Raw genomic sequence first — 11,929 nt, forward strand, 5'->3', positions numbered from 1 at the left:
AAAAGTCGATCGCTTCAAGGTTTTCAATTGAAATTAGAGATGATACTTTTAGCGTATTCTTTATTGTTAAAATCAGCTAAATCACTGGAACCAGAGACTTTAAGATATTCTATCGGGTATCAAGTCATGGCTAAATAATCAACTAGCAATTCGGGTATCTAAAATAGTAGAAATAAGAAGAAAAAAGACTAAAAAATTGTTTGAAAAAATTATGTAAAAGTCAAAAACAGGTGCTTTTGTTGATTTACATAATTTTTTTATAGGCTACATAATCAAATAAAATGACGAATTGAGACAGGTTTTTTTCTTTAAAAATGATATAATGATTTCATGGAAAATACAGATTTAATTTACGGATTGCATGCGGTCACGGAAGCACTAAATGGAGACCTTGTCAACAAGCTTTACGTTCAAGAAGATTTGCGCGGAAAAAATGTTGAAAAAATAAAAGAACTCGCACGAATTAAGAAAGTTAATATATCATGGACTCCCAAAACAGAATTAAATAAGCTGACAGAAAATGGAGTCCATCAAGGATTTATGGCAAGGGTTTCTGAATTTGCTTACGCTGATTTAGCAACGTTGCTTCCAGAATTAGCGGAAAAAGCAGAAGCTACAATTTTAATTTTAGATGAGTTGACAGACCCTCACAATTTGGGTTCTATTGCGCGTACAGCTGATGCAACTGGTGTGGATGCAATTATTATTCCAAAACATCGAGCAGTTGGTATTACACCGACAGCAGTTAAAGCATCAACAGGTGCCTTACAACATGTGCCCGTAGTTCGAGTAACTAATCTGTCACAAACTTTAGATAAACTAAAAAGTGCTGGATTTTGGATTTTTGGAACAGATATGGATGGTACGGTTTATAGCAAATGGAATACTAAAGGAAAAATTGCTTTAATTATTGGTAATGAGGGACACGGTATTGGTCAGAACCTCAAAAAGCAAGTTGATGAAATGATTACAATTCCGATGGTAGGACATGTGCAAAGTCTTAATGCGTCAGTAGCAGCAAGTATTTTGATGTACGAAGTTTTCAGAAATCGTCTTTAATATTTACTGATGAAATTAAAGCTTGTTTCTAATCACAAATAGGCAATGAGTGTTCTTTAAACAAGCTGTCAATGAAGCACTATTTCTGTCATTTGTAATAAAAAGAAAGGATTTTTATGACTTTTCAAATCATGACCGACTCAACATCAGACTTGAGTCAATATTATCTTAAAAAAAACCATATTGAAATATTAGGAATGACCGTAACAGTCGGTAATCAGACCTATGAAACCATTGGAGAAGAGGCGCTAGATAACAGTACACTCCTTACAGCAATCAAAAAAGGAGCGACGGTTCACACTTCCCAAATCAATTCGGGACAATTTTTAGAAGTGTTTAAAAAATATGCCTTGGCTGAGGAAGACCTTCTTTATCTTGCTTTTTCATCTGGGCTTTCTGGAACTTATCAGTCTGCCCTTATTGCACAAAATATGATTTTAGAAGAATTTCCTAATGCAAAAATAACAGTTATTGATACACTTGCGGCAGCATCAGGAGAAGGATTCATCGTTGAAGAAGCTGTCAAACTTAGAGATGCGGGGAAATCACTGACAGAAACTCTGAAAGTTTTGTCAGATATCATCCCACGTTTACAGAGTCGTTTCATGGTTGACGATTTAAACCATCTTGCAAGAGGAGGTCGAATACCAAAGGCTGTAGCCTTGGTTGGAACGATGGCGAATATCAAACCCTTACTTGATGTTGATCCTGCAGGTAAGTTACGACAAGTGACCAAAGTTCGTGGGAAGAAAAAAGCGATAAATCAAATGCTTGAAAAAACGCTTGAGGAAATGGATACGGCTTATCCACGCTTGGTTATTTCTTATTCGGGCACAGATGAAGTAGCTCAAGAAATCAAGAAACAAGCTATGCAAAAAAATGGAATTAGCGATGTCGATGTTCGCCCACTCAGTCCAACAATTGTAACCCATACAGGAGACGGGACGATAGCAATTTTTTCAATAAGTAGACAAAGTAGAGAATAATTTAATAAAAAACTGAAAAAATCACAGCTAAACTCTTGTTTTACTGTGATTTTATGTTAAAATAATTAATGAGTGTAATTGTATATAAAATTATCTGTACACTTACCTAATTTATTAAAAAAAATATGAATCGTGATGTGTGAGGGAAAGGAGTCGCTTTTATGGCCAAAAGTGGACTTTATACAGGCGTAGATATCGGGACAAACACAATAAAGGTGCTTGTTGCTGAATACGTCTCAGGTGAAATGAATATAATTGGTGTCGGAAACGCAAAATCCGATGGCCTTAAAAATGGAATTATTGTAGATATTGAGAAGGTAGCACAAGCATTACGAAAAGCTGTAAATGCTGCTGAAGAACGTGCCGGAATCACGATTGATCGAATTAACGTGAGCATTCCAGCAAATTCCCTCGAAATGGAACCATGCCAAGGTATGGTCCCAATTGTTAGTGATACAAAAGAAATTACAGATAACGATGTGATTCAAGTCGTTCAAAACGCTTTAATGCGTGGGATTGTTCCTGAAAGAGAAATTATTGCTGTAGAAACAAAAGAGTTTACAGTGGATGGCTTTACAGGCATATCAGATCCACGTGGAATGTTTGGTGTTCGACTTGAAATTCGTGGGGTTGTTTACACTGGCCCTAAAACTCTTGTTCATAATGTTCGTAAAGTTGTTGAACGTGCTGGATTGCTTGTTGACAATATTGTTATTGCTCCTCTTGCAATGGCACAATATGTGCTCACAGAAGGTGAACGCGAATTTGGAACAATCATGGTTGATTTAGGTGCTGGACAAACAACAGTTAGCATTGTAAAAGATCAATCTTTGAAATTTACACATACAAGCCCTGAAGGTGGCGACTATGTGACTAAAGATATTTCAACTGTCTTAAATACCTCTGTTTCGGCAGCTGAAGATTTGAAAGTCAACTATGGTGAAGCAAGTACTGAACGTGCAAGTCAAGATGAGTATTTCCTTGTTGATGTTGTTGGTAAAGATGAACCAGAACAAATCACAGAATACTACCTCTCACAAATCATTGAAGCGCGAATGACTCAAGTTTTTAATCGCGTACGTCAAGATTTGGAACACGGACACACATCAGAAACTCCTGGAGGACTGATTTTAGTCGGTGGGACAGCTGCTATGCCAGGTGTTGTTGATTTAGCAACAAAAATCTTGGGAATGAATGCTCGTCTTTACGTTCCTGGAGAAATGGGCTTGCGCAATCCTGCGTTCGCTCAAGTCATTAGTGTAGTTAATTATATCGGAAGTCGAAGTGATATTGATGTTTTAGTATCACAAGCTTTTTCTGGCGATTATGCCTATACGGCAGCTGAAGAAACTTACGTTGCTCCTGTTCAAACAATCGCACCACAAGTGACAACAGTAGCCGACGTAGAAAATGATTTCTACACTGAACCTCAATCGCGTCCAGTTGCAACTCAAAAAGTAACTGAGCCCGAAGAAGAAAAAGAAGGTCTTGTTGACCGTGCCAAAAGTTTCTTTGGCAACCTCTTTGACTAATCTGAAAGTAAAAACGGAGAAATAAAAACATGGAATTTTCATTTGATACAGACTTAACTTCTGGTGCTGTAATTAAAGTTATCGGTGTTGGTGGTGGTGGTGGTAATGCCATCAACCGTATGATTGAAGAAGGTGTTTCTGGCGTTGAATTTATCGCTGCAAACACTGATGTACAAGCTTTGCGTAGTTCAAAAGCAGATACAGTAATTCAACTTGGCCCAAAATTGACTCGTGGTTTGGGTGCTGGTGCACAACCTGAAGTAGGTAAACGTGCAGCTGAAGAATCAGCTGAAACTGTTTCACAAGCCCTTGAAGGATCAGATATGATTTTCATCACTGCTGGTATGGGTGGTGGAACTGGTACAGGTGCTGCACCAGTTATTGCTCAAATCGCTAAAGAACTTGGTGCTTTGACTGTCGGTGTTGTTACTCGTCCTTTCGGTTTCGAAGGTTCAAAACGTTCATATTTTGCAACTGAAGGAATTGAAGCTCTTCGTGCAAATGTTGATACGCTTCTTATCATCTCAAACAACAACTTGCTTGAAATTGTTGATAAGAAAACTCCATTGACTGAAGCATTACGTGAGGCTGATAATGTTTTGCGCCAAGGTGTTCAAGGGGTTACTGATTTGATTACTAACCCAGGAATGATTAACCTTGACTTTGCCGATGTTAAAACAGTCATGGAAAATAAAGGTGATGCTCTTATGGGTATCGGAGTTGCGACTGGTGAAGAACGAGTTATCGAAGCAACTCGCAAAGCGATCTACTCACCACTTCTTGAAACTACAATTGAAGGAGCTGAAAATGTTCTTTTGAATGTGACAGGTGGAATGGATATGAGTTTGATTGAAGCACAAGATGCTTCAGAAATTGTTATCCAAGCAGCTGGTAATGATGTTAATATTATGTTAGGTACAGCAATTGATCCTAACCTTAAAGATGAAATCCGTGTAACAGTTGTTGCAACTGGTGTTGCTAAAGAAGATGCAGATGAAGCTTTGGGATTGCAACCAGAATCACGTCGTCAACCTAATTTGACACATAATTCTAATATGCAACATGCTCAAACAAGTCGTCCAATTCAAAGACAACAACAACCGCAAGCGACTCAACAAGGACAAAATCAATCTTCAGCATTTGGAGATTGGGATATTCGCCGTGAAACTTCAACACGTCAAAACGTAAGTAACACACGCGATACTTCTTCAGTAACAAGCTTTGGTGGAGTACCAACTACAGATGAAGACCTTGATACACCACCATTCTTCCGTAAAAATTAATCTATGACGATTAAAGAGAATGTTAAAAGAATACTGAATAATGTGGATGCAGCAAAAGCTGCGTCTTCTTATTCTAATCAGTCAGTTTCAGTCGTTGCTGTAACAAAATCTGTTGAAGCTAATCTTGCACGCGAAGTATTTGAAAATGGAATTTCACATTTGGCAGAAAATCGGACAGAACTTTTTCTAGAAAAATATGAAGCTCTAAAAGATTGTGAGATTACTTGGCATCTAATTGGTAATTTACAAAGACGTAAAGTTAAGAAAGTTATTAATTATGTTGATTATTTTCATGCATTAGATTCTTTGAAATTAGCGCAGGAAATAAGTAAGCGAGCCGAGCATCTCATTAAGTGTTTTATCGAAGTTAATATTTCTGGTGAAGAAAGTAAACATGGCTTTTCTGTGGATGAGCTTAAGGAAACTTTAGCTGATTTCTCTGAGTTAGAAAATATTGAAATTGTTGGATTGATGACAATGGCTCCGTTTGATGCGAATGAAAGCGAATGTAATGACATTTTCGGACGAATGAAAGAATTACAAGTTGAAATTTCTGAAATGAATCTTCCAAAAATTCCCTGCACAGAATTAAGCATGGGAATGAGTCGGGATTATGAAATTGCCATTAAAAATGGAGCAACTTTTGTTCGAATCGGCACAGAATTTTTTAAAGATTTATAAGCTTAAAGATTAACGTAAACAACGGAGGAAAATATGGCATTTAAAGATTGGATGAATAATCTACGAGATTATTTTGTAGAGGATGATGAAGAGTTCAACGAACCTACACGTCCTGTGCAAGAATCTAGGCCAACGGTGGCATCTACGCCAAAACCAAAGGTTGAAGAGTGGAAAGTGCAGGCAGACTATCAAAGTCGTCGCCCAGCACAATCAACTCCAAAACCGCAAGCACAAACAGCAGCGCCAAAACGCTCTGCTTCAACTTTCTCAAAACCTATGCCTGAAAAAATCGTACAACAACAAACCGTTTCGCAAGCTCAATCATTAGCTGCAACGGTTTCTACTATTGCAATTAAAGAACCACGTGCCTATGCAGACATCATGGAATCAGCACGCATCGTCAAAAATGGCGAATGTGTACTTGTCAATTTTAAATTTATGGGTGACGCCCAAGCGCGTCGTTCAATTGACTTCATGACTGGGGTGGTCTTTACCCTTGATGGTGATATTCAAAATGTGGGTGGTCAAATTTTCTTGATGACTCCAGCGAATATTACAGTTGATGCAGCAAAAGAAATGTCTATCTTAGCTGGTCAAAATTTTGAAAGTTATGATAATTACTAATGCCTATTATAATTACAATAATAAACTGGCTTTTACGTTTATTGGATTTTTATTCAATTATTTTAATAATTTATGCCTTGATGAGTTGGATTCCAAATCTTTATGAAACTTGGTTTGGACGGTTAATTGTTAAGGTTTCTCGCCCCTATTTGAGTTTATTTGAAAATCTACCATTACAAATTTGGGGACTAGATTTCACAATCTTGGTTGCTCTCATTGTTTTACAATTTGTTCAACGGTTCATTATTATTGTATTTAATGGTGTATTCCATTGATTACCGAAAATGTTTATCAACACTTTCAAGCAAATGAACATCATTTTATTGATCGTTGTTTAGATTGGATAAGTCAAGTTGAAGAGACTTATTCGGTAATAAGTACATTTTTTCTTAATCCTCGTGAAGTAGAGATTTTGAAAACATTAGCAAATAAAAGAGAAGTCCAAGTTTTTTCTAGCGCGGAGTTAGCACAAACAGAATTAGTCAAAATAATTTTGGCTCCAAATTTTTATGTGCTTGACAAAGATGATTTCGATATTGCTTTACTGGAAATATCTTATGCAATCAAATTTGTTCAAATTTCACATGCACAAGTCTTAGGGACTTTCTTAGGACAAGCAGGTGTTAAACGCCAAGAATTAGGTGACATCATTGTTACTGACAGCAAAATTCAGATTTTTGTCAGTAAACATCTTGTCGAAAGTTTTAAATCGATTGATAAAATTGGACGAGCAGCAGTTAAGATTGATGAAATTTCACTGACAGATTTAGCTCAAGATACTGAGCGAGCTATTCAGGAAGTTGTACTTCTTGATGGTTTGCGGATAGATAAAATGATTGGTATCGCTTTCAAAATCTCTCGCAATATTGCTATAAATATGTTAGAATCAAAGAAGGTTAAGATTAATTACCAAGAAATTGATAAAAAAGATTTCTCTGTTGGAGCTGGTGATTTGATTAGTGTCCGAGGGTTTGGACGCATCAAAATTTTGAGCCTCTTAGGCCTGACTAAAAAGGGAAAACAGAGAGTTGAAATAGAACTTATTAGAAATCAGAAAAAATAGTTTCTAAGACGAAAATCGCTTTGATGAGATTTTCTAAGGATAAAGAGGAGTGATTGATGGCATTAAATAGTTTAGATGTTCAAAACAAAACCTTTAATCCACAATTTCGTGGGTTCAGTAAACATGAAGTTGATGAATTTTTGGATATCGTTGTTCGAGATTATGATGAATTTGCTCAAACAATAAAAGATCAAGAACGTGAATTAAAAGCATTACGTGAACGCGTGAAATATTTTGATGACATGAAAGATTCATTGAACAAATCAATTGTCGTTGCCCAAGATGCTGCTGATAATCTTTGTGAACAAGCGAAAAGTGAAGCTGACACATTAAAAATTAATTCTGAAAAAGAATCTGCAGAAATTATTGCAAATGCTGGACAAAAGAGTTCGTTAATAATTGAAGCGGCTAAAAAAGAAGCTGGTAATATTTTAAATGCTGCTTCTGATGATGCTCGTAAGTTAGTACGTGATACTGATGATTTAAAACGTAAAATACGTCTCTATCATCAACGTATGACTTCGATTATTGAAAATCAACTTGCTTCTATTCAATCAGATGATTGGGCTGAAATTTTCAGACCAACACAAGATTATTCAATTAATCCTGAAGAAAAATTGCAAATGATTATTGAAGAACATTTGGAAAACGCTGAATCAACTTTAGTAAAAACCCAAGCAATTCAACCTTTAACAGATGAAGAAATTGAACAAGCAAACGAAAAAGCTGAAGAGCCAGAAGTAGAAGCTGAGCCGATTGAGTCTTCTGAAAATATTGAAGAAACTGAAGTTCCTACTGAAGCAAAAGAAGAAGTTGCTGAAGTGACTGAAACAGTTGCTGATGAAAGTCCTGAGCATTCAGAAATTGATATACCTAAAGCTGATGATTCAGAAATTTTTCCAGAATTAGAAGCGAAAGCACCAGCTGAAACAACTGAGCTTGTTGAAAAAGATAATCAAGAAACAATTGATTTAAGCGAATTAAAAAATTAAAATCAGACCAAGATGAGAAAAAATATAATTAAAGCAAGCGAGTGATGATGGAAGACTCGTATTCCCTATTTTTCTTATTATCAGCTGATTGAATTTCTAATTTTACTGACAGATTTTCTTATCTCGAATTAAATTAGGAAAATCTTGAACTGAACTCAAAGTAAGTTTAAGCGTATCGCACGTTACGCGATTAGAGTTTCTGTCAGTAAGTTTTACTGACAGAAAAAATGAAGGTGGTACCACGGTTTTTCGTCCTTTACGAAAGGCCGTTTTTTTGTATAGTTCAGAACTTTAAAGGAAGTCTTGGGTTTATAGCTCAAATAAAAGATTACTTTTCATGAGTGAGAAATAAGATAGTTTTCTTTTACATTGGATAAATTATTTTATTAGATTATTCACAAAAAAACAAAGATTAAAAAACAAAGATTAAAAAATAGAAAGAAGAAAATATGAAAATCAAAGATACTTTGAACTTGGGAAAAACAGCTTTTCCAATGCGTGCAGGCTTGCCAAATAAAGAGCCCAATTGGCAAAAAGATTGGTCAGATGCTACGCTTTATGAGAAACGTCAAGAATTAAATGAGGGGAAACCTTCGTTTATACTCCATGATGGACCTCCCTATGCAAATGGGAATATTCACCTTGGACATTCTTTAAACAAAATTTCAAAAGATATTATTGTTCGTTATAAATCAATGGCAGGATTCCGTGCTCCTTATGTTCCTGGTTGGGACACTCATGGTTTACCAATTGAGCAACAACTTGCTAAAGCAGGTATGAAACGTAAAGAAATGGACTTGCTTGACTATCTTGAAGAATGTCGCAAATATGCGATGAAACAAGTAGACATGCAACGTTCAGACTTCAAATCACTCGGTGTTTTGGCCGATTGGGATCGTCCATATCTGACTTTATTGCCAGAATACGAAGCGGCTCAAATTCGCGTTTTTGGGAAAATGGCTGAAAAAGGATACATCTATAAAGGACAAAAACCAATTTATTGGTCACCTTCATCTGAAAGCTCACTTGCTGAAGCTGAAATTGAATATCAAGATGTTCGTTCAGCCTCAATTTTTGTGGCATTTAAAGCTAAAGATACCAAAGGAAAATTGCCAGAAGATGTCGAATTTGTTATCTGGACAACAACGCCATGGACCATTCCATCAAACTTGGGAATTTTTGCTCATCCTGACTATGATTATTCAGTTGTGGCGGTTAATAATCGCAAATTTGTGATTGCTTCTGAAATGCTTGAGGCCGTTGCTGAAAAACTTGAATGGGAAAATCCAGAAGTTCTTCAAACCCTGAAAGGTTCTGATTTAGAATACATGGTTGCTAAGCACCCATTTTATGATCGTGAAACACTAATCATGAATGCAGATTACGTCACACTTGATTCTGGTACTGGACTTGTCCACGTTGCTCCTGGTCATGGTGAAGATGACTATTTTGCTAGTCGTAAATATAAATTGCCAGTCTTGTCACCAATCGATAATCGTGGTTATTATACTGACGAAGCTCCTGGTCTTGAAGGCGTCTTTTATGATGATGGAAATAAAATCGTCAGTAACTGGCTGGAAGAAAAAAATGCTTTATTGAAACTTGAATTCTTCACTCACAGTTATCCGCATGATTGGCGCACTAAAAAACCAGTCATTTTCCGTGCCACACCGCAATGGTTTGCTTCAATCGATGACTTCCGTCAAAATATTTTGGATGAAGTTGAAAAAGTAGATTGGGTTATTCCATGGGGTAAAACTCGGTTATTCAACATGGTTCGCGACCGTGGGGATTGGGTCATTTCACGTCAACGTGCTTGGGGAGTACCATTGCCAATTTTCTACGGTGAAAATGGTGAACCAATTATCACACCAGAAACAACTGAACACGTAGCTAAACTTTTTGCTGAATTTGGCTCAAAAGTTTGGTTTGAACGTGAAGCAAAAGACCTTCTACCAGAAGGATTTACTCATCCAGCTTCACCAAATGGTGAATTTACAAAAGAAAAAGACATCATGGACGTTTGGTTTGATTCAGGTTCTTCTTGGAATGGTGTCCTTAACGAACGTGACTATCTTAGCTTCCCAGCGGATCTTTATCTTGAAGGATCAGACCAATACCGTGGTTGGTTCAACTCATCTATTACAACCTCAGTGGCGGTAAATGGTGTAGCACCATATAAAGCAGTTCTTTCACAAGGATTCGTTTTGGATGGTAAAGGTCGCAAAATGTCTAAATCAATTGGAAATACAATTGTGCCAAAAGATGTCACTAAGAAATTTGGTGCCGATATTCTCCGTCTTTGGGTGGCCTCAATTGATACCGAATCAGATGTTCGTGTATCTATGGATATTCTCAGTCAAGTCTCTGAAGTTTACCGTAAAATCCGTAACACTTTGCGTTTCTTAATCGCAAATACATCTGATTTTAATCCTAAAGAAGATGGAATTGACTTTGCTGAACTTCGTCCAGTAGATAAATATATGCTTGTGAAATTTAATGAACTTGTAAAACAAATCCATAAAGCTTATGATAATTACAGTTTTATGAGTGTATACAAATCAATCATTAATTTCATCACTAATGATTTGTCATCGTTCTATCTTGATTTTGCAAAAGATGTGGTTTATATTGAAGCAGCAAATTCACCAGAACGACGTTCAATGCAAACAGTAATGTATGTTATTTTGAAAGATTTGGTAAAAGTTCTTGTTCCAATTTTGCCTCATACAGCAGAAGAAACATGGACTTACTTAGAGCATGAACCAGAAAATTTTGCTTATCTTGCAGAAATGCCAGAAGCAGCGGAAATTCCAGGTAGTGAAGAACTATTAGGAAATTGGCAAGAATTCCTTGACTTCCGTGATAAGATTTTGAAAGCTTTGGAAAGTGCTCGTGAAGCGAAACTTATTGGTAAATCATTGGAAGCAACAGTGACAATTTATCCAAATGAAGTTGTACGTACTTTACTGACAGCGATTGACGAAAAGGTTGCGCAACTTTTGATTGTATCAAACTTTGTAGTAGCGAACGGAACTGTAAGTGATGCACCAGAAGCAGCTATGAAATTTGATGACCTTGCTGTTCTTGTGGAACATGCCGCTGGTGATGTTTGTGACCGTTGCCGCAGAACTGACGAAACAGTTGGGCATAACGCCAATGAAAATCTCAAAATGCTTTGTGAACATTGTGCACATATCGTTGAAAAAGAATTTCCAGAAGTCCTTGTAGAAGGCTTTGAAGATTAATATATAAAAAAAGTTACTGACAGATTTGTCAGTAACTTTTTTATTTTAAAATTTAATAATTACAATACAGCGAGCATTGATGCAAGAACGCTAAAAAGCGTTAGAACGACCATGATAATCACAACGATCATCGTGACTTTTTGGAAAGTACTTTTTTGTGGTTTTTTATATGCCATAAGTTCCTCAATAAGAATATTTTTAATTAATTGTAACAAGAAAAAGAAGACTTTTCAATTAGTTTGGGTCTTTTTCATTATTCGTTTCTTTTAGAGCTAAGAATTTAGCGAAAGGGTCTTCTTTTTTTTCAGGAGAAGGAACTGTCTTCTTATCATCATCAGTCACTAAGTCAACAGTTGAGACACCTAAATCATCCATCATTTTGTCAAAATCATCACGTTTTCTAAAAGTTAGTCCCATTATATTCTCCTTGGAATTAAATAATTTACAGTGCTCGAAAAGAG

At 36.4% G+C, this 11,929-nt stretch carries 12 protein-coding genes and 1 pseudogene; 11 read left to right on the forward strand and 2 right to left on the reverse strand.

What is annotated here, in order from left to right; genetic code table 11:
• From LLA01S_RS12410 to ileS, 11 genes and pseudogenes are all read left to right on the forward strand, one after another.
• Positions 1–138: pseudogene (locus LLA01S_RS12410) on the forward strand (IS982 family transposase); the annotation flags it as partial.
• Positions 139–330: 192 nt separating this feature from the next.
• Complete coding sequence (gene rlmB / locus LLA01S_RS06615; protein WP_014572097.1) at positions 331–1,059, forward strand: 23S rRNA (guanosine(2251)-2'-O)-methyltransferase RlmB; 729 nt, start codon at positions 331–333, stop codon at positions 1,057–1,059.
• Positions 1,060–1,175: 116 nt separating this feature from the next.
• The gene (locus LLA01S_RS06620) at positions 1,176–2,045 is read left to right on the forward strand and encodes a DegV family protein (RefSeq protein ID WP_014572098.1); all 870 of its coding nucleotides are present in this window, start codon (positions 1,176–1,178) and stop codon (positions 2,043–2,045) included.
• Positions 2,046–2,206: 161 nt separating this feature from the next.
• Positions 2,207–3,577: a cell division protein FtsA gene (gene ftsA, locus LLA01S_RS06625; protein ID WP_011835775.1), complete on the forward strand. Its 1,371-nt coding sequence runs from the start codon at positions 2,207–2,209 to the stop codon at positions 3,575–3,577.
• 29 nt (positions 3,578–3,606) lie between these two features.
• On the forward strand, positions 3,607–4,860 hold the full coding sequence (gene ftsZ, locus LLA01S_RS06630; protein WP_061778020.1) for a cell division protein FtsZ: 1,254 nt from the start codon (positions 3,607–3,609) through the stop codon (positions 4,858–4,860).
• A 3-nt stretch (positions 4,861–4,863) separates the two neighbouring features.
• Positions 4,864–5,541: a YggS family pyridoxal phosphate-dependent enzyme gene (locus LLA01S_RS06635; protein WP_021165705.1), complete on the forward strand. Its 678-nt coding sequence runs from the start codon at positions 4,864–4,866 to the stop codon at positions 5,539–5,541.
• A gap of 33 nt (positions 5,542–5,574) precedes the next feature.
• Positions 5,575–6,165 (forward strand): cell division protein SepF, encoded by a 591-nt coding sequence (gene sepF / locus LLA01S_RS06640; protein WP_061778021.1) that lies wholly within the window; start codon positions 5,575–5,577, stop codon positions 6,163–6,165.
• Positions 6,165–6,440, forward strand: coding sequence for a YggT family protein (locus LLA01S_RS06645; protein WP_011676877.1), 276 nt, complete (start codon positions 6,165–6,167; stop codon positions 6,438–6,440). Before sepF ends, LLA01S_RS06645 begins: the two co-directional genes overlap by 1 nt.
• A complete protein-coding gene (locus LLA01S_RS06650) occupies positions 6,437–7,228 on the forward strand; it encodes a YlmH family RNA-binding protein (RefSeq protein WP_061778022.1) in 792 nt (263 codons plus the stop codon). Before LLA01S_RS06645 ends, LLA01S_RS06650 begins: the two co-directional genes overlap by 4 nt.
• Positions 7,229–7,284: 56 nt before the next feature.
• Positions 7,285–8,220 carry a DivIVA domain-containing protein gene (locus tag LLA01S_RS06655; protein WP_061778023.1) on the forward strand — a complete coding sequence of 312 codons (936 nt, stop codon included), beginning with the start codon at positions 7,285–7,287 and terminating at the stop codon, positions 8,218–8,220.
• Positions 8,221–8,669: 449 nt separating this feature from the next.
• Positions 8,670–11,468 (forward strand): isoleucine--tRNA ligase, encoded by a 2,799-nt coding sequence (ileS, locus tag LLA01S_RS06660; protein WP_061778024.1) that lies wholly within the window; start codon positions 8,670–8,672, stop codon positions 11,466–11,468.
• A gap of 59 nt (positions 11,469–11,527) precedes the next feature.
• Here the strand turns inward: ileS and LLA01S_RS12160 are convergent, their stop codons facing one another.
• Together LLA01S_RS12160 and LLA01S_RS06665 are read right to left on the reverse strand one after the other, a co-directional pair.
• Positions 11,528–11,644 (reverse strand): DUF4044 domain-containing protein, encoded by a 117-nt coding sequence (locus LLA01S_RS12160; protein ID WP_011835767.1) that lies wholly within the window; start codon positions 11,642–11,644, stop codon positions 11,528–11,530.
• 58 nt (positions 11,645–11,702) lie between these two features.
• Positions 11,703–11,885, reverse strand: a complete 183-nt coding sequence (locus LLA01S_RS06665) for an SPJ_0845 family protein (RefSeq protein WP_021165701.1) — start codon at positions 11,883–11,885, stop codon at positions 11,703–11,705.
• Positions 11,886–11,929 lie beyond the last annotated feature (44 nt).

This window comes from Lactococcus cremoris subsp. cremoris NBRC 100676 (assembly GCF_001591705.1).
Classification (GTDB): Bacteria; Bacillota; Bacilli; order Lactobacillales; family Streptococcaceae; genus Lactococcus; species Lactococcus cremoris.

Excerpts from the sequence above, each read along its gene's own strand:
- rlmB (WP_014572097.1), top strand. The coding sequence starts at position 331 with ATGGAAAATACAGATTTAATTTACGGATTGCATGCGGTCACGGAAGCA.
- LLA01S_RS06620 (WP_014572098.1), top strand. The coding sequence starts at position 1,176 with ATGACTTTTCAAATCATGACCGACTCAACATCAGACTTGAGTCAATAT.
- ftsA (WP_011835775.1), top strand. The coding sequence starts at position 2,207 with ATGGCCAAAAGTGGACTTTATACAGGCGTAGATATCGGGACAAACACA.
- ftsZ (WP_061778020.1), top strand. The coding sequence starts at position 3,607 with ATGGAATTTTCATTTGATACAGACTTAACTTCTGGTGCTGTAATTAAA.
- LLA01S_RS06635 (WP_021165705.1), top strand. The coding sequence starts at position 4,864 with ATGACGATTAAAGAGAATGTTAAAAGAATACTGAATAATGTGGATGCA.
- sepF (WP_061778021.1), top strand. The coding sequence starts at position 5,575 with ATGGCATTTAAAGATTGGATGAATAATCTACGAGATTATTTTGTAGAG.
- LLA01S_RS06645 (WP_011676877.1), top strand. The coding sequence starts at position 6,165 with ATGCCTATTATAATTACAATAATAAACTGGCTTTTACGTTTATTGGAT.
- LLA01S_RS06655 (WP_061778023.1), top strand. The coding sequence starts at position 7,285 with ATGGCATTAAATAGTTTAGATGTTCAAAACAAAACCTTTAATCCACAA.
- ileS (WP_061778024.1), top strand. The coding sequence starts at position 8,670 with ATGAAAATCAAAGATACTTTGAACTTGGGAAAAACAGCTTTTCCAATG.
- LLA01S_RS12160 (WP_011835767.1), bottom strand. The coding sequence starts at position 11,644 with ATGGCATATAAAAAACCACAAAAAAGTACTTTCCAAAAAGTCACGATG.
- LLA01S_RS06665 (WP_021165701.1), bottom strand. The coding sequence starts at position 11,885 with ATGGGACTAACTTTTAGAAAACGTGATGATTTTGACAAAATGATGGAT.